The following is a 16,415-nucleotide window of genomic DNA, read 5'->3' as shown; positions in this document are numbered from 1 at the left end:
GGCGGTGAGGGCAGGCGAGGGCATGATCGCTTGGGTGGATCGTCCGTACATGTCCGACATGGTATGTCGGGTCGGCGGTTCCGCGAAGCACGACCTCGTATCCGGATCCGGGTCGGGCTCGTTGGTCGTGCCATCGGATGTCGTCGAGGGCGCACGCCTCGGCTCATGCGTCGGAACAGGAATGGTGGCCTGACGTGGGGCGTGGCACGTGCACCAGGGGCTGACGAGTGCGCAGGTCGCTGAACGGGTCGCGAAGGGCTCGGTCAACACGACCGCCCGCCGGAGCAGCCGCACGTTCGGCCAGATCCTGCGCGCCAATCTGCTGACGCGGTTCAACGCGATCATCGCGGTGCTCTGCGGTCTGATCCTGGTCTTCGGCCAGCCGGTCGACGCGCTCTTCGGCTCGGTGATCGTGGTCAACAGCGCAGTCGGCGTGATCCAGGAACTGCGGGCGAAGCGGACCCTGGACCGGCTCACCCTGCTCACCGAGGCGCCGGTGCGTGTCCTGCGCGACGGCCGTGAGGTTTCGATCCGGCCGGGTGAGGTGGTCGTCGACGACCTCGTACTGCTGGGGCCCGGGGAGAAGGTGCCGGTGGACGGGGCGGTCCGGGAGGCCGACGGGGTCGAGATCGACGAGTCGCTGTTGACCGGCGAGGCGGACCCGGTCGAGAAGCGGCGCGGCGACAAGGTCCAGTCGGGCACCTTCGTGGCCGCGGGCAGCTGCCTGCTCGCGGCGACCGGGGTCGGCGAGAAGGCGTACGCGGCTCGGCTCGCCGCCGAGGCCAGCCGCTTCGAGTTGACGGACTCCGAACTCATGACGGCCATCAACCGGTTGCTCCGGCTGGTCACCTGGATCATCGTGCCGATCGGCGGGCTGCTGGTCGTGCGGCTGTTCACCAGCGGGGCCAGCGTCTCCGACGCCGTGGTGGGCAGCGTTGCGGGAGTCGTACCGATGATCCCCGAAGGGCTCGTGCTGATGACGAGCGTCGCTTTCGCGGTGGGTGTGATCCGGCTCGGCCGGCGCCGGTGCCTCGTACAGGAACTGCCGGCGGTGGAGGTGCTGGCCCGCGTCGACACGCTCTGCATCGACAAGACCGGCACGCTCACCGAGCCCGGCATGGCGTTGCGCGAGGTGCGGCCGTACGACGGCGTTTCCCCCGGTGTCGCGCGGGCGGCGCTCGCGGCGCTCGCCCGCGCGGAGGCGAAGCCCAACCAGACCATGCGGGCCATCGGAGACAGCCTCTCCGCCGACGGCTGGCACGCGGCCGAGACCGTGCCGTTCTCCTCGGCACGCAAGTTCTCGGGCGCGTCCTTCCCGGAGCACGGCACCTGGCTCGTCGGTGCGCCCGACGTGCTGCTGCCCGACGACGACCCGGCCCGACGCGAGGCCCAGGATCTCGCCGCGATGGGTCGACGGGTGCTGGCCCTCGTGCGGTCGGCCACGCTGGCCAGCCGCGACCGCAGGACCGCCGCCCTCGTCGTTCTCGAACAGCGGATACGGGCCGACGCCCCGGACATGATCCGGTACTTCGCCGCGCAGGGCGTCGACGTCAAGGTGATCTCCGGCGACGACCCGGCCGCGGTGGGCGCGATCGCGCGGCAGGTCGGCATCCCGTCGGCTGATGCGCCAGCCGACGCGCGCTCGCTGCCGCAGGAGCCGGACGCGCTCGCCGACGCCGTCGCCGGCCACACCGTCTTCGGCCGGGCGACACCGCAACGGAAGCGGGAGTTCGTGGCCGCCCTGCACGCGCGGGGTCGCACCGTGGCGATGACGGGCGACGGGGTCAACGACGCGCTCGCGCTCAAGGACTCCGACCTGGGCGTCGCCATGGGCTCCGGTAGCCCTGCCACCCGGGCGGTCGCGCAGGTGGTCCTCCTCGGCGACAACTTCACCGCGCTGCCGCACGTGCTCGCCGAGGGACGCCGGGTGCTGGCCAACATCGAACATGTCGCGAACCTGTTCCTCACCAAGACCGTGTACGCGGCGCTGCTCGCGCTGCTCGTAGGCATCGCCCAGGTGCCGTTTCCGTTCCTGCCCCGGCACATCACCCTCGTCGGGACCCTGACGATCGGCGTGCCCGGCTTCTTCCTCGCGCTCGCCCCGAACAGCGGACGGGCGCGACCGGGTTTCGTTCCCCGCGTCCTGCGGTTCGCCGTTCCCGCCGGTGCCGTGGCCGCTTCGATGACGTTCGCCGCGTACGCCGTCGCGCGGTCGAACACGGCGTCGAGCCTGCGGGCGGACCGCTCCACCGCCACGCTCACCCTGTTCCTCGTCGCGTTCGCGGCACTCGTCGTCATCGCCCGGCCGTACACCCGGTGGCGGCTTGGCCTGTTGGCGGTGATGGCCGGCTGCTTCGTGGCCGTGGCCGTGCTGCCCGGAACGCGGCAGGTCGCCGACCTCACCTTTCCCGAACCGCGCGACACCCTCGCCGGGCTGGGACTCGCCGTGCTCGGCGCCGCCGTCCTCGTCGTGCTGCTGCGGCTCGACCGCTGGCTGACGAGGGTCGGCTGAGCGAACTGCCTTCCGACGTCCAAGGACGAGGCCAGCCAGGGCGGTCCGGGCAGGCGCGGAGAGGAACGCGGGTGCTCAGGCGGCGGGGTGCGCGAGCGTCACGGCGATCGCCGGTCCGAATGCGACGCTGAGCAGGTAGGCGAGGTTGAACAGACCCAGGGCCTCGGCCCGACGCGAGGCGGCTACCACTCCGGTCGCCTGCAGGGCGAGTGCGCCCTGGCCGGTCGCGGCGGCCAGCGAGCCGAGCGTCATCGCCGCGAGCAGCAGCGGTACGGCGGTGGTGACCGCCGCCAGCAGCGACGCGGCGGCGCCGGTGACGAGCAACGCGGCGGCCGCGACGCGGCGGGGCACCCGCACGGACGCCGCGACGAGGAACCCGGAACAGAAGCCGCCGAGCAGGTACGGCGCCAGCAGCACGAGCCCGCTGCGGGTGCCGTCCCATCCCGCGTGCTCCCGCAGCAGGTCCGGCGCGGCGTAGAGCAGGGCGAAGTTCACCACCCCCAGCACGAAGGCCGACGCGCACGCCGCGAGGAACCGGCCGTTGCGTGCCACCACGGCGGGCAGGAAGCCCTCCGGACGGATCTTTGTCCAGGCCACCAGCGCGAGCAGCAGCGCGACGGTGACCGGGGCGGCCACCAGCGGACGGTGCGGAATGAGGACGGCCGCGGTGACCAGCAAGGACAACAGAACCATGCCGAGGGGGTCGAACGACGCCGGCGCCGCGTCCGGCGAGGTGGTGCCGCGGCGAGCGGCGGGCACCGCGAGCACCGCCAGCAGCGGCAACGCCAGCGCCGCCTGCCACGAGAAGAGGTCGGCGACCAGCGCGCCGGTCAGCGGGCCGGTGGCCCCGACGACCGCCAGCGACGCGGTGACCACCCCCATCTGCCGGGCCGAGTCGGCCAGCTTCATCGCCGTCACGGTGAGGCCGGCGGACCCCAGTGCCTGCACCGCCGCGCCGGCCACCAACGCCGGCACGCTCGGCACCAGCACGAGCAGGAGCGTCCCCGCGCCCAGCAGCACGGCCGAGACGGTCAGGACCGCCCGCACGCCGCTCCGGGCCAGCAACGCCGCCAACAGCGGCGTCCCCAACGCGATCCCCCAGCCGAAGGCCGTCACGCCGGCGGCCGCGGCCTGTTCGTCGGTACGCGTCGCGCGCGCCACGTCGGCGAGGATCAGGGCCGGTGCGGCGATCCCGTACGACAGCGGGCCGGCCAGCAGGGCGAGCCAGGGTGTGGCCACCCGCGCTGGTGCGAACGGCCGGTGACCGTGAGCGGCCCGGGGCTCTTGCAGACGATCCATCTCATTCCTCCGGTGTCGGCTCGGATCAGCCTGCCCGGGGTCGCTCACCACCGGCTGACGGCCGGCTGACGTACGCGTCGGAGCCGCGACCCGGTGGGCGGACCGACGGCCGACGGACGTTCGCGGGGCGGGACGGTCGACTGGCTAGTGTGAAAGTCGTGATGTTCGGGGTGCTGGGCGAGATCGCGGTCTGGACGTCGGACGGCAGGCCCGTCACCGTGCCCGGCCTGAAGGTTCGTGCTCTCCTGGCTGACCTGCTGGTGCACGAGGGACGCCCGGTCTCCGCCGACCGGCTGATCGAGGATCTCTGGGGTGACGAGGCGCCGGGCAAGGCGCTGGGGGCACTGCAGACCAAGGTGTCGCAGTTGCGCCGCGCGCTGGGGGCGGGTGAGGCGGGTGGCCGCGCGCTGGTCGAGTCCGGCGATGCCGGCTACCGGCTGCGGGCGTCGTCGGAGTCGGTCGACGCCGGTCGCTTCGCCGTGCTGGTGGCGCGTTCGCGCGCGCAGCGGGAGCCGGCGGGGCGGGCGGCGACGCTGACGGAAGCCCTGTCGCTGTGGCGCGGTTCCCCGTACGCCGACTTCAGGGACGAGCGGTTCGTGCGCCAGACGGCCGAGCGGCTCGACGAACAGCGCCTGGCCGCGCTGGAGGACCTGGCCGAGGCCCGGCTCGATCTCGGTGAGCACCACCTGCTCGCCGGTGAGCTGGCCGACCTGGTCGCACGCCACCCGTGGCGTGAGCGGCTACGGGCCGCGCACCTGCGCGCCCTGTACGGCTCGGGACGGCAGCGTGAGGCCCTGTCCGCGTACGAGCAGTTCCGTCGGCAGGTGCGCGACGAACTCGGCATCGATCCCGGCCAGGAGTTGGCCGAGCTGCATCGGGCGATCCTGCGCCAGGACCCCGCCCTGCGGCCGCCGGCACCGCCGTCGACTCCGGCCCGAACCAACCTGCCGGCCCCTGTGTCACCCGGTCCGTACGGCGGACTGATCGGGCGTGAGACGGCCGTCGAGGCGGTACGGGAGCGGCTCACGAGCGAGCGGCTGGTGACCCTGACCGGGATGGGCGGGGTGGGGAAGAGCCGGTTGGCGCTCGAGGCCGCCCGGGTGCTGGCCGACACGTTCCCCGCCGGGGTGTGGCTCGTCGAGCTGGCCGGCCAGCCGCACTGCGGCGGCCAGGTGACCTGCACCGAGCTCGTCGAGATGGTGGCGGCGACCCTGGAGATCCGGGACGACAGCCCGCCCGGCCTGCCCGGTGAGCGACCACGCGAGCCGATGGACCGGCTGGTCGCCGCGCTGCGGGACCGGCGGATGCTGCTGCTGCTCGACAACTGCGAACACGTGGTGGCGCCGATCGCCGAACTGACCGAGAGCCTGCTCGGCGCCGCGGCCGACCTGCGCATCCTGGCGACGAGCCGCGAACCGCTCGGGATCCCCGGCGAGGTCGTCCTTCCGGTGCCGCCGCTGGCCCTGCCGGAACCGGGAGCCACCGCCGAGCAGATCGCCGACGCCCCGGCGGTCCGGCTCTTCGCAGCCCGCGCCCGCGCCACCGAGCCGGGGTTCACCGTCGACGCGCGGAACACGGACACGATCGCCACCATCTGCCGGCGCCTCGACGGCGTACCGCTGGCGCTGGAACTGGCCGCGTCCCGGCTGCCCGTGCTCGACCCGGGCGAGCTGGCGGCGCGGCTCGACGACCGTTTCCGGCTGCTGTCGTCCGGCCGGCGCACCGCGCCCGCGCGTCAGCAGGGACTGCGCGCGATGATCGACTGGAGCTGGGAGTTGCTGTCGCCTCCCGAACGCGCGGTGCTGCGCCGGCTGGCGGTCTTCGCCGACGGCGCCACCCTGGCTGCCGCCGAGCAGGTGTGCCCGGGCGGGCAGGTGGCGTCGGACGAGGTCCTCGACGTGCTGGCCCGCCTGATCGACCGCTCGCTGGTCATGGTGCGGCACGGCGAGAGCCCGCGACGCTACCGGCTGCCGGAGACGGTGGCCGCCTACGGTCTCGAACAGCTCGACAGCGCCGGCGAACTGCGCGCGACCCGTCGCCGCCACGCCGCGTGTTTCGCGCGTCTCGCCGAGCAGGCCGCAGGGCGGCTACGTGGGCGCGAGCAGAGTCGCGCGCTGCGCGAACTCGACGCCGAGAACGCGAACCTGCGGGCGGCACTCGACGTCGCCGCCACCGACGGTCAGGCCCGCGTGGGCTTGGCGCTCGCCACCTCGTTGTGCTGGTACCGGCTGCTGCGGGGCCGGTTCGGGGAGATGAGCCGGTCCCTGCGGACGGCGTTGGACATCGTCGGGGGCAGCGCGGACGACGTCGCACCGGACGCCCTGCGGCGACACGCGGACATGTGGCTGACCGCCCTCGCCACCCGCGACGGTGATCCGACCGCTCCCCGGCAGCGGATCCTGGAGCGCTACCGGGACGCCGACGGGCCGGAGAAGGCGTTCGCGCGGTGGTTGTTCGCCTCCATGATGCTCGGCTCCGGAGATCCGGGGGAGGCCGCCGACCTGGTCGACGCGGCGCTGGCGGCGTTCCGTGCCGACGGGGACCAGTGGGGCATCGCGGCCGCCTGCGCCACCCGGGCGGACCTCGCGCTCGTACACCGCAGCGACCTGCCCGCCGCGCAGCGTGACTGCGAGACCAGCCGGTCGCTGTTCGGTCAGCTGGGCGACCGCTGGGGGCAGGTGCATCCGACGAGCCTGTTGGGGACCCTGGCCGAGATCCACGGCGACTACGACCTGGCCGCCGCGCACTACCGGGAGGCGCTGCGCACCGCCGAGCACCTGCGGCTGTGGACGTCGGTGTCCCGGCAGCTGGCCTGCATCGGTCGGCTCGCCCTGCTGCGCGGCGACCTCGACGAGGCCGCCGCCAGTCACGACCGCGCGCTACAGGTCGCGCGGGAACAGTCGAGCCGATCCGCCGCCGCCTTCGCCGGCACGGGCCTGGCGATGATCGCGCGACGGCGGGGCGACCTCGACGCCGCCGAGGCCCAGCAGCACGACCTGCTCGACTGGAACCGGCACGCCGGCTACCTGCCAGGCTGCGCGCTCGCACTGGCCGAGTTGGGGTTCATCGCGGAGCACCGCGGCGACGCCGTCCTCGCCGAGCGCCGACACCGTGAGTCGCTCGACGCGGCGCGCGCCGCCGGAGACCACCGGGCGGTCGCCCTGGCCCTCGAGGGACTGGCCGGGGCCACCAGCCTCGGCGGTGACCAGCGCCGTGCCGCGCGGCTGCTCGGCGCGGCCCGCACGCTGCGCGAGGTCGCCGGAGCGCCGCTGCCCCCAGGCGAACGGCACGACGTCCAGCGCGTGACCGGCCGCCTCCGGGATGCGCTCGGCGGCGGGGAACTCGCTGCCGAGATGAGCCGTGGCGCACAGCTCGACCTCGACGACGCGGCGCTCAGCGGCCTCGGTCAGGGGACGGTCAGCAGACGGTAAGCCTGCCCGGCACGGTTGACCGAGAACCGAGCCGACCAGGAGGCAACCGTGCAGACCGATGCCAGGATCGCCGTCATCTACTACTCCGCCACGGGCACCGTGCACCGGCTCGCGCAGGCGTTCGTCGACGGAGCGGCCGACGCCGGCGCGGAGGTCCGCCTGCGCCGGGTGGCGGAGTTGGCGCCGGAGCAGGTCGTCGATGCCAGACCGCAGTGGCGGGCCCACCTGGACGCCACCGCCGACGTCCCGCTCGCCACCCTCGACGACCTCCGGTGGGCCGACGGGTACGCCTTCGGCACGCCGACCCGGTTCGGGAACGTCTGCTCCCAGCTGCGCCAGTTCCTCGACACCACGACCGCCCCGTGGCAGGCGGAGGAACTGGCCGACAAGCCGGCGACCGGCTTCACCGCCACCTACGAGGAACACGGTGGGCAGGAGGCGACCCTGCTCAGCCTCTACCAGACCTTCCACCACTGGGGGTCGGTCATCCTGCCCACCGGCTACCTGAACTACGACACCGCGCACGCCGCCGGCGGAAACCCGTACGGCGTCAGCCTCGTGGAGAGCCGCGCCGGCGGGGATCCCGGGTACGCCCGGGCCGTCCTCGATACGGCCCGCTTCCAGGGCGCGCGCCTCACCCGCATGGCAGCCGCCGTCGCCGCCGTCCGCGCGGAGCGCCGGCCCGGGTAGCAGCCCGACGACGGGAGCAGTACGGCGTGCGGACGACATCGTGCGTAGCCGCGTCCGCGGCGAGCACTCCGCCACCTGACGCACCAGGACCACCTGGATGAAGGACGAGAGGAAATCATGCTGACAACGACCACAGCCGATCCGACCAACCGGGCCAGCCAGGTCACCGTGCTCGGCCTCGGTGACATGGGATCGGCGATCGCCAGGACGTTCCTCGACCGCGGACACCGCACGACGGTCTGGAACCGGACCGCGAGCAAGGCCCTGCCGCTGGTCGACGCCGGCGCCACGGCCGCCGCGACCGCCGCGGAGGCGGCGGCCGCGAGTCCGCTCGTCGTGGTGTGTCTGCTCGACGGCGCAGCGGTCGACGAGGTGCTCGGTTCCGTGGACGCCGCAGTCGCGGGCAAGGTCCTGGTGAACCTGACGAGCGGCTCTCCTCAGCAGGCCCGGGCCAACGATCGCTGGGCGAGAGCGCGCGGCGCCGAGTACCTCGACGGCAAGATCATGGGAGACCCGCCCTACGTCGGTACGCCGCACGTCATGTTCCCGTACAGCGGTTCCCGCACCGCCTTCGAGGCGCACGGGCCGATGCTGCGGGAGTTGGGCACCGTCGTCTACCACGGGGAGGAGGCCGGCTCGGCCGCCGTGGAGTTCATGGCGCAGGTCGCGATGGGCTACGAGATCCTCATCGGGTTCCTGCACACGCTCAGGCTGGTGCAGGCGGAAGGGGTCGACGTGGCGGAGTTCGCGGAGCGTGTCGCCAACAACGTGGCCGCGCTGGCACCGCTGTTGACCTCGATCGGCAACGCGGTCAGGGCCGGCGACTACCCGCCGGATCTCGGCCCGCTCAACGTCCAGGCCGCGCTGATGGACGACCTGATCAGCCATCGGGAATCCATCGGCGTGGAGGCCGTGCGGATGCGGGAGGTCGAGGGCCTGATGGACCGCCGGATCGCTGACGGCTTCGGCGCTCAGGGATTCTCGAGCCTGTTCGAGCTGTTGGCGAAGGCCTGACGGCGGTTCCCCAGCGCCCGGGGAGCCGCCACGGCCCGCCGTGTCGTTCCACGTGGGGCGTGCGTCCACGGCCTGGGCGGGGGCATCCTGACGCCGGGCTGGGGTGAGGTCTCCGGTAAGGGCTGTTCGGCGGGAACAGGCCCGAACCGGAGACCTCGCGGCTACGCCTTGGCGCCGGCCTTCTTGGCGGTGGCGGACTGGCCGACCGCCTGGGTGAACACCGGGAGGTAGCCGAGGGACTGCCCGGTCGCCATCGGGTGGTACGAGTTCGACAGGTTCAGGATGTCGACGGAGTGGATCCACTTGTTACCGCTGCAGATCTGGTGTCCGACGAAGATGCTGCGTACGTCGGCGAAGGTGAACCCGGCGCGGGCCGCGGCGGCGGCGATCAGGTTGTCGGCCAGGTTGATGCCCTCGTTGACCTTCGCGCGGGCCGCCTCGCCGATTCCGAGGCAGACCGTGCCGAGCTGGTAGAAGACCGGGTAGCTCAGCACCACGACCTTCGCGTTCGGGGCCTTGCTGCGGATCGCGGCGTAGGCCCGGTCGAGCAGGCCGGGGAGGTTCGCCCGGGCCTGCACCTGGGCCGCGTCCACCGCGGCGATGCAGGCGCTGGAGCCCTGGAGGGCGCAGGTGCTCATGATGGTGCCGAACCCGGCGTCGTTGCCGCCGATGGTGATGCTGACCAGGGTGGTCTGTGCACTGAGCGCGGCGACCTGCGAGTTGATCACATCGGTCGTCTTGGCGCCCCCGCAGGCCACCGACTTGTAGGAGGCCGGCGCGTTGGCCGCCGCCCAGAGGGCGGAGAACGCCTTGGTGCTGCGCTTGCAGGCGCCGCTCTCCGAGGTGTAGCTGCCGGCGCCGACACCTGAGGCGTACGAGTCCCCGAGCGCCACGTAGTGATGGCCGGCGGCCTGCGCCGGGCTGGCCAGCCCAAGTACCGCGAGTGTCGCGGAGAGGACGCCTGCGAGCAGGCTCAGCGTTCGGGTTCTGGTCATGTACCCCTCCAAGGTCCACCGGTTGGTGAACGATTAATAGCACTACATCGATGTTTAGGGATAGGTGCAGATCGAATCAATGTGGTGATCGGGTGGAACTAAGGGGTGGCTCGGCGCGGGGCCGGGCCCGCCCGGCCCATGACGCCGGATCCGGTGGCCCGGCCGTCGGTGCCACGATGGAGCCGGGGGAGGCGTCGCGGTGCGCGGCGCCAGCCCGATGGTCGTCGACCGACACCGGTTTTTTCGATGTTGCGGCCGCGTCCCGCCATCCGGTCGTGGTGAGTGGTGGGAGCCGACGGGTGGGTCGCGGGCGGGGCTTGCTGACCTGCCAAGTCGCGGCGAATAGCGACTAATCGCCGCAGGCGCCACTCGTCGGGCTCTCCGGACCCAAGGTATGAGAAGTGGCCGAGTCAGGCCAACCGTCACTCTTGCAATCAATATGAGATCTATGAATAGATCGAACGCCTCCGGTCGGGTGAGCCTCACCAACCGATCGGGTGCCCGGGGCTACCTGACAGGCAGCCCGTGCTCAGCTCCATGGAGGTACCACATGCGACACTCCGGGTCTTCGATGCGCCGCATCACCGCACTGTCGGTGGCCGGCGCGCTGGTCGTCGGCACCTTGACCAGCAGTCCCGCCCAGGCAGCACCCGCGACGCCCGCTTCCCCCGACCAGGCCACCGCGCTCGCCGCCGCACTCGGCGACCGCTCCGGCGGGGCGTACGCCGGAGCCGACGGCGCCATGGTCGTCACCGTGACCGACGACGCCGCTGCCCGCAAGGTCCGCGCGGCCGGCGCGACCCCGAAGCTCGTCGCCCGAGGTGCGAAGGACCTCGCCCGGGCCACCGCCGCGCTGGACAGCGCCGCGCGGGTGCCCGGCACCGCCTGGTGGACCGACCCGGCGACCAACCAGGTCGTGGTCTCCGTCGACAGCACGGTCACCGGCGCGAAGCTGGACCGCGTCGAGACCGTCGCGGCGCGGCTCGGCGGTACCGTCCGCATCCAGCGGGAGGCCGGCACCCTCAGCACCCGGGCTGCCGGTGGCGAGGCCATCTACGCCGAGGGCGGCGGTCGCTGCTCGCTCGGCTTCAACGTCCGCAGCGGCGACACCCACTACTTCCTCACCGCCGGGCACTGCACCGACATCACCGCCAACTGGTACGCCGACTCCGCGCAGGGCAACCTGCTCGGCACCGGCGGCACCGGCAGCTTCCCCGGTAACGACTACGGCATCGTGCAGCACACCAACCCGGCCGCCGCCGACGGCAGCGTCTACCTCTACGACGGCACCACCCGCGACATCACCGGCGCGGCCGACGCCTTCGTCGGGCAGTCGGTACAGCGCTCCGGCAGCACCACCGGCCTGCACGGCGGCGCGGTCGAGGCCACCAACGCCACGGTGAACTACGCCGAGGGCAGCGTCAGCGGGCTGATCCGCACCACGGTCTGCGCCGAGCCGGGCGACAGCGGCGGCGCGCTCTTCAGTGGAAGTACCGCCCTGGGCCTGACCTCGGGTGGCAGCGGCAACTGCTCCTCCGGCGGAACCACCTACTTCCAGCCGGTCACCGAGGCGCTGAGCGTCTACGGAGTGGAGATCGTCTGACAGGCGCCACAGCAGCGGGGCCGCCGGACACCGGCGGCCCTGCTGCTGTTCTCAGGCCGCCGATCCGGCTGACGGGTGTGGCTGGAACGGGAAGCGGCCGCGGCGCCACTGCCAGTGGCGGCCGGCCTTCAGGTGGTCGACGACCGCGCGCTGGAGCACGGTGCGGCGCGGCAGTTCGTCGAGCGGCGTGGTCAGGGTGCGGAACACGAACCGCAGCACCTCGACGTCGGCGTCCAGCCCCTCCGGATCCGGATCCTCGTGGGGCTCCAGCTCGAACCTCCGCTGGAACCGGGCGATGTGGGAGTCCTCGGGCAGGTATTCCAGCAACTGCGGATCCAGCAGCCACGAGCCGCAGGAGAACGCCGTGTGACGCTCGTCGGGGAAGTGGCGCGGGAAGAACGCCCGGGCCTCGTCGAGCGACGCCGTGACCGACTCCGGGGTCAGCGGCCCCGACTCGGGGATGTGCAGGGCGATGCCGGTGTCGCCGCGCTGGTGTTGCAGCCGGCCCAGCTCGTAGAGGCCGCCGCGGGCGTGCAGGGTCAGCCAGCTCTGCATGACCGGCCAGCCCTCGCGGCGCATCCGCCGGTCGATCGCGAGGTTGCGGCCCAGGTCCGCGAGGGTCGCCCACGACACGGCGTCGGCGATGCCGTGGTCGCGGTGGTATCCCCTGACGACGTCGACCAGGGCCAGGTACGCGTACACGTAGAGATGCCGCCAGGCGGGGCCCCGCTCGCGCGGCAGCGCCGGACCGGGCGGCAGCCAGCCGTGGCCCCCGAGATCGGCGCGGACCAGGGCGATCGACCGGTCGAGCAGCCAGCGCAGCTCCGGCGTCCACAGCGGAGAGTCGGGGTCGGGCCAGCCCGCCATGATCTCGGCGGCGTCGTCCGGCCGCACCGCGAGCCGGTCGAGGAGCGCGGGCGCGTCGGCCCTGGCGGGCAGCGGCGCCGACGGCCGGTCGCCGGCGAGCCGGTGCAGGCGGTCGATGTCCTCGACGGGTACGCCGAGCCGGGCGGCGGTGTCGTCCAGATCCACGCGGACGACCCTATCGGCCGGTCGGCGTCCTCCCCGGCCCGTGCCGCTCGGGCCGGGCGGCGCGCGTCCGCAGTGCCCGCGCGCCGGGCCGGAACTGTCACCACCCGGTGACAGCAATCGACCTTGTCATATATTTACAGAACCGTATACCGTGCCGTTGGTAAGTTCCGGACCCGGACGAAGGGCGGGCGCATGGCAGCCAGTGGGGCGCCGGTGACGCATCGGGCGATCGACCAGGGTCGGTTCATGCTCGATGGCTCACTCGACCTCAGCGCACCGTTCACCTCGGTGGCCGACGTGACCATCGGCGGCCGACTGCACGAGTTCACGGCCGGCTCGGTCGGGCTCGCGGACGACGTGGCCCGGACGCTCGGCGTCGAGACGTTCGACGAGGAACTCACCTACCAGGGCGGCACGCTGGCGACCGCGCGCATCCGGTCCTACGACCCGCAGATCCAGTTGGCCGAGGAGCGGCTCGTGGCGGTCTGGCGGGGACGGCGACACTGCTTCTTCACCGAGATGTACGGCGCGTCGACCACCGATCTGCTCGGGGCGTTGCGGACCCTGCGCGTCGAGGAGCACGACGACGGGCTGGCCCTGCGCCCGGCCTCGAAGACCGGGGCCGAGTTCGCCGAACCCGCCACCGTCCTCAAGGAGATCCCCGGGCTCGGCCTGCTGGAGATCGCACCGCTCACCAAGCAGCGTGCCGGACAGCTGCCATCCTGGCGCGGCCTGCAGACGCGGGCGGGCGAGCTCTTCCGGGACGTCCTGCCCGACGGGCAGCCCTACTTCGTGCTGGCCGCGGCGGACGCCTGGCTCAGCCTGGTGCCGTTCGGCGACACGGCCGTGGAGCAGGTGCCCACCCTGGTCGACCGGCTCCGCGTCCAGACGGTCCGGTAGGTCGGGATGTCCGGGCTGCTGGCCGGCGTGGCCACGTACACCGTCCTGTTCACCCTGCTCGTCAGCACCGCCGAGCACCTGTCACGGCCGGCGGCGCTCGCCCGGGCCCTGGCCGCGCACCGGGTGCTTCCGGCTCCGGTCGCGGTCGCCGTCGTCGCCATCGCCGGCGAAGGACTGCTCGCCGGTGCCGGGATCGTGGCGCTGCTCCACCCCGCCGGCGAGCGCCTGCTCGTCGCCGTCCTCGTCGGCAGCGGCGCGCTACTCGCCCTCTACGCCGGCTACGGCCTGTACGTGCGGTCGACCGGGCGCGCCGGATCGTGCGGATGCTCCCGGGTGGAACTGCCGATGACCGGTTGGGTGGTGGCACGGGCGGCGATCCTCGCCGGGCTGGCACTGCTCGCGCTGTCGCTGTCCGGCTCGATCGTCGCGCCGGACCGGGCCGACGCCGCACTCGCCGTCGTGCTGCTGGCCGCCGCCACGTTCACCACGCTGCTGTGGCACCTGCCCGCCGCGATGTACGAGCCGGCGACGGCGACAGCCGGGCGGCGCACGACCCGCCGGTCCATCGGCACGACAGAGGGAGGCCTTGCCGGATGAGCTTCCAGACCAGCGCACTGATCCTGAGCTGGATCGCGATCCTCCTGCTGGCCTTCACGGTCTCGGGACTGGTACGCCAGGTGCACGCGCTGTCGAGCGGGGCGGTTCAGCGCCGTCCCGAGTCGGTCGGTCTGCGGCCGGGCGCACCAGCCCCCGGATTCGCCCGGCTGGCGCCGGCGGCCCCGACGGTTCCGCTGGTGCTGCTCTTCCTGGAGCCCGACTGCGGGACGTGCACCGAGGTGCTGGCCGAGGCGGGCGAGCACGCCCGTCCCGGCCTGGAGTTCCGGGTCCTCTACCGGGAGGACCCCCCGGCGCGGGCGGCGGAGCTCCCGATCACCGTGCTCGGTGGGCAGGCGGAACTGTTCGAGCGGTACGACGCCCTCGCCACGCCGTTCGCCACCGTCGTCGACGCGGCCGGGCGGGTGCTCCGCGCCGAGCCGATCGGCTCCCGGGCGGCACTGCACCGCCTGCTCGACGAAGTCGACAGCCGACCCGGCGGCCCCGCACCGGCGGTCGCCACGAATCAGGGAGATCGGGCATGACCGGTATCGACACGGTGCCCTGGTTGCGCGGGGACGACCCGGGGACCGGGGCCGCCGTCCGGCGGGTGCCGGTGCAGCCGGGCGGCCGGCGCGCGGGTTGGGCGCTGTCGCGACGCACCCTGCTCCGGGCGGGCACCGCGGTGGGGATGGCCGCGCTCAGCGTGTTCCCGGCGGCCCGCCGCGCGTACGCCGACGGCTACACGATCTATGCCGGGTGTCCGACGTACGCCAGCGACCACAACTGCTCACCGGGGTGCGGCCCGAGCACGATCTTCGCCGACTCCTGCAACACCAGCGGGACGTACGCCGGATTCCACAAGAACGACGGCGTCACCTGGATCCTGCGGCCGAACCAGTGCTACGGCGGCACCTACGACGGCTGGCTGTGGGCCTACAACGGGGCGTGCGGCGCCTGCGCCTGCTCGGTCGAACGCCGGTGCCACGACGGGTACAAGAAGACCAGCTCGGGCTGGGTGAAGTCGATCTGCCGCTGGAACACCAAGTGCGGATGCCTGGGCACGGCCAGCTGGCCCACCACCCAGCGGAGCAACACGGGGGTGAACGTCTACACCGTGCAGCACCTGCTGACCGCCCGCGGGCACGCGACCGAGATCGACGGGATCTTCGGTGGCGACACGGAGGCGAAGGTGAAGAGCTTCCAGGCGGCGGCCGGCCTCGGGGCCACCGGTGTCGTCAACGCGACCACCTGGCCGAAGCTCGTGAGCACGGTCCGCTCCGGGAACAGCGGCCACGCCGTCAGCGCGGTGCAGCGCCAGCTGAACAGGCGCGGCTACGCGCTGGTGGTCGACGGGGCCTTCGGCCCGGCCACAGACAGTGCGGCGCGCGACTTCCAGCGGCAGAACGGGCTCACGGTCGACGGGGTCGTCGGGGTGAACTCCTGGCGGACGCTGACCGGCGCCGCCGTATGACCCGGACACTGCCAGGGCACGCCCGGGCGGCACTACGCCGGGCCGGTGACCCTCTCGTACCCCTGCTGCTGCTCGTCGTCGGTGCGCTCGCCGCCGCCGCGTACGGGCACGTGCTCACCTGGGCGATGATCGGAGGGCTCGCGGGTTACACGCTCTCCGGCTCCGTTTGAACGCACAACAGCGCGCACGCGCTGGCCTCGCCCGGGTGGCGGGATCGAGATCGGCAGGGCGTCGTCCTCACCCTGTTCGTCGTGGGGTTGATCGTCGGTGGCCTGCTCAGCGGATCGGTGTTGGGGTTGCTCTCCGGCCTGTCCGCTCCCGTGCCCGTCCCGTGGCGGTACGCGGGCATCGTGGCGGTGGCGGTGCTGGGGCTGCTCCGCGAGGTGGGTCTGGTGCCGATCCGGCTGCCGCAGAACGCCCGGCAGGTGCCGCAGGACGTGCTCCAGCGCAGCCTGCGGCGTGGGGCGCTGCAGTTCGGCTTCGAGATGGGCACCGGGGTGCGCACCTACGTCTCGGCGAGCGCTCCGTACGTGCTGGCGGTCGCTCTGCTCCTCGGTGGCCAGCGCCTGCACGTCGCGATGCTCGCCGGGATCGGATTCGGTGTCGGACGCGCGATGACCCCGCTGGCCCGCCGCGCCGCCGGCACCGGCGACACGTGGGACGCCGACCTGCGGGTACGGATCCGGACGATCACCGTCACGGCGGGCGTCGTGCTCGTGATCGCCCTCGGCCTGCTGGCCGTGCGGCAGTTCTGACCGCGGCGCGACGCCACGACGCCGTCCACCGCGACGGTCGGCCGCACAGACCGTGCACGTGTCGTGCCGGCCGAGGCCTGCGCGGATGTCGCCCCGACCCTGCCGGGTGGCGCACC

General features: G+C 73.1%; 14 protein-coding genes. 11 read left to right on the top strand and 3 right to left on the bottom strand.

Annotated features, from left to right (window positions below; all coding sequences use genetic code 11):
- The first annotated feature begins 208 nt into the window (after positions 1–208).
- Positions 209–2,512 (top strand): HAD-IC family P-type ATPase, encoded by a 2,304-nt coding sequence (locus ABZ573_RS14810; protein ID WP_358118517.1) that lies wholly within the window; start codon positions 209–211, stop codon positions 2,510–2,512.
- Positions 2,513–2,587: 75 nt separating this feature from the next.
- On the opposite strand, the gene ABZ573_RS14805 is transcribed toward ABZ573_RS14810, so the two are convergent.
- Entirely contained in the window at positions 2,588–3,751 is a 1,164-nt protein-coding gene (locus ABZ573_RS14805; protein WP_358118515.1) for an MFS transporter, read from the bottom strand.
- A 209-nt stretch (positions 3,752–3,960) separates the two neighbouring features.
- Between ABZ573_RS14805 and ABZ573_RS14800 the strand changes: the two genes are divergently transcribed.
- The 3 genes from ABZ573_RS14800 (at position 3,961) to ABZ573_RS14790 (ending at position 8,946) form a co-directional block, all read left to right on the top strand.
- Positions 3,961–7,242 (top strand): BTAD domain-containing putative transcriptional regulator, encoded by a 3,282-nt coding sequence (locus ABZ573_RS14800; RefSeq protein WP_358118513.1) that lies wholly within the window; start codon positions 3,961–3,963, stop codon positions 7,240–7,242.
- 48 nt (positions 7,243–7,290) lie between these two features.
- Positions 7,291–7,932 carry an NAD(P)H:quinone oxidoreductase gene (gene wrbA, locus ABZ573_RS14795; protein WP_327028907.1) on the top strand — a complete coding sequence of 214 codons (642 nt, stop codon included), beginning with the start codon at positions 7,291–7,293 and terminating at the stop codon, positions 7,930–7,932.
- Positions 7,933–8,049: 117 nt separating this feature from the next.
- The gene (locus ABZ573_RS14790; RefSeq protein WP_151452274.1) at positions 8,050–8,946 is read left to right on the top strand and encodes an NAD(P)-binding domain-containing protein; all 897 of its coding nucleotides are present in this window, start codon (positions 8,050–8,052) and stop codon (positions 8,944–8,946) included.
- A gap of 161 nt (positions 8,947–9,107) precedes the next feature.
- Here ABZ573_RS14790 and ABZ573_RS14785 read toward each other — a convergent pair whose 3' ends face one another.
- Positions 9,108–9,941, bottom strand: a complete 834-nt coding sequence (locus tag ABZ573_RS14785) for an SGNH/GDSL hydrolase family protein (RefSeq protein WP_151452273.1) — start codon at positions 9,939–9,941, stop codon at positions 9,108–9,110.
- A gap of 550 nt (positions 9,942–10,491) precedes the next feature.
- Between ABZ573_RS14785 and ABZ573_RS14780 the strand changes: the two genes are divergently transcribed.
- Positions 10,492–11,544 (top strand): S1 family peptidase, encoded by a 1,053-nt coding sequence (locus ABZ573_RS14780; RefSeq protein ID WP_358118510.1) that lies wholly within the window; start codon positions 10,492–10,494, stop codon positions 11,542–11,544.
- A gap of 51 nt (positions 11,545–11,595) precedes the next feature.
- Here ABZ573_RS14780 and ABZ573_RS14775 read toward each other — a convergent pair whose 3' ends face one another.
- Positions 11,596–12,576, bottom strand: a complete 981-nt coding sequence (locus ABZ573_RS14775; RefSeq protein WP_327028904.1) for an acyltransferase domain-containing protein — start codon at positions 12,574–12,576, stop codon at positions 11,596–11,598.
- A 246-nt stretch (positions 12,577–12,822) separates the two neighbouring features.
- Here ABZ573_RS14775 and ABZ573_RS14770 point away from each other — a divergent pair, with 246 nt between their 5' ends.
- The 6 genes from ABZ573_RS14770 to ABZ573_RS14745 all read left to right on the top strand — a co-directional run bounded on the left by ABZ573_RS14770 (position 12,823) and on the right by ABZ573_RS14745 (position 16,299).
- Positions 12,823–13,476: a hypothetical protein gene (locus ABZ573_RS14770; protein WP_225851839.1), complete on the top strand. Its 654-nt coding sequence runs from the start codon at positions 12,823–12,825 to the stop codon at positions 13,474–13,476.
- A 6-nt stretch (positions 13,477–13,482) separates the two neighbouring features.
- A complete protein-coding gene (locus ABZ573_RS14765; RefSeq protein WP_151452269.1) occupies positions 13,483–14,073 on the top strand; it encodes a MauE/DoxX family redox-associated membrane protein in 591 nt (196 codons plus the stop codon).
- Positions 14,070–14,615 (top strand): hypothetical protein, encoded by a 546-nt coding sequence (locus tag ABZ573_RS14760; RefSeq protein WP_151452268.1) that lies wholly within the window; start codon positions 14,070–14,072, stop codon positions 14,613–14,615. The genes ABZ573_RS14765 and ABZ573_RS14760 overlap by 4 nt, the downstream gene beginning before the upstream one ends.
- A complete protein-coding gene (locus ABZ573_RS14755) occupies positions 14,612–15,544 on the top strand; it encodes a peptidoglycan-binding protein (protein WP_358118507.1) in 933 nt (310 codons plus the stop codon). Before ABZ573_RS14760 ends, ABZ573_RS14755 begins: the two co-directional genes overlap by 4 nt.
- A complete protein-coding gene (locus ABZ573_RS14750; RefSeq protein ID WP_192581199.1) occupies positions 15,541–15,714 on the top strand; it encodes a hypothetical protein in 174 nt (57 codons plus the stop codon). Before ABZ573_RS14755 ends, ABZ573_RS14750 begins: the two co-directional genes overlap by 4 nt.
- Positions 15,715–15,795: 81 nt before the next feature.
- Positions 15,796–16,299 (top strand): hypothetical protein, encoded by a 504-nt coding sequence (locus ABZ573_RS14745; protein WP_225851837.1) that lies wholly within the window; start codon positions 15,796–15,798, stop codon positions 16,297–16,299.
- The last annotated feature ends 116 nt before the right edge of the window (positions 16,300–16,415 follow it).

This window comes from Micromonospora sp. NPDC007220 (assembly GCF_040634035.1).
GTDB lineage: Bacteria > Actinomycetota > Actinomycetes > Mycobacteriales > Micromonosporaceae > Micromonospora > Micromonospora reichwaldensis.
Note: the sequence above shows the minus strand (reverse complement) of the source record. Positions and strands in the feature narration are given on the sequence as shown.

What these genes read in the sequence shown, in the direction of transcription:
- ABZ573_RS14790 (WP_151452274.1), top strand. Translation starts at nt 8,050, where the DNA reads ATGCTGACAACGACCACAGCCGATCCGACCAACCGGGCCAGCCAGGTC.
- ABZ573_RS14785 (WP_151452273.1), bottom strand. Translation starts at nt 9,941, where the DNA reads ATGACCAGAACCCGAACGCTGAGCCTGCTCGCAGGCGTCCTCTCCGCG.
- ABZ573_RS14780 (WP_358118510.1), top strand. Translation starts at nt 10,492, where the DNA reads ATGCGACACTCCGGGTCTTCGATGCGCCGCATCACCGCACTGTCGGTG.
- ABZ573_RS14770 (WP_225851839.1), top strand. Translation starts at nt 12,823, where the DNA reads ATGCTCGATGGCTCACTCGACCTCAGCGCACCGTTCACCTCGGTGGCC.
- ABZ573_RS14765 (WP_151452269.1), top strand. Translation starts at nt 13,483, where the DNA reads ATGTCCGGGCTGCTGGCCGGCGTGGCCACGTACACCGTCCTGTTCACC.
- ABZ573_RS14760 (WP_151452268.1), top strand. Translation starts at nt 14,070, where the DNA reads ATGAGCTTCCAGACCAGCGCACTGATCCTGAGCTGGATCGCGATCCTC.
- ABZ573_RS14755 (WP_358118507.1), top strand. Translation starts at nt 14,612, where the DNA reads ATGACCGGTATCGACACGGTGCCCTGGTTGCGCGGGGACGACCCGGGG.
- ABZ573_RS14750 (WP_192581199.1), top strand. Translation starts at nt 15,541, where the DNA reads ATGACCCGGACACTGCCAGGGCACGCCCGGGCGGCACTACGCCGGGCC.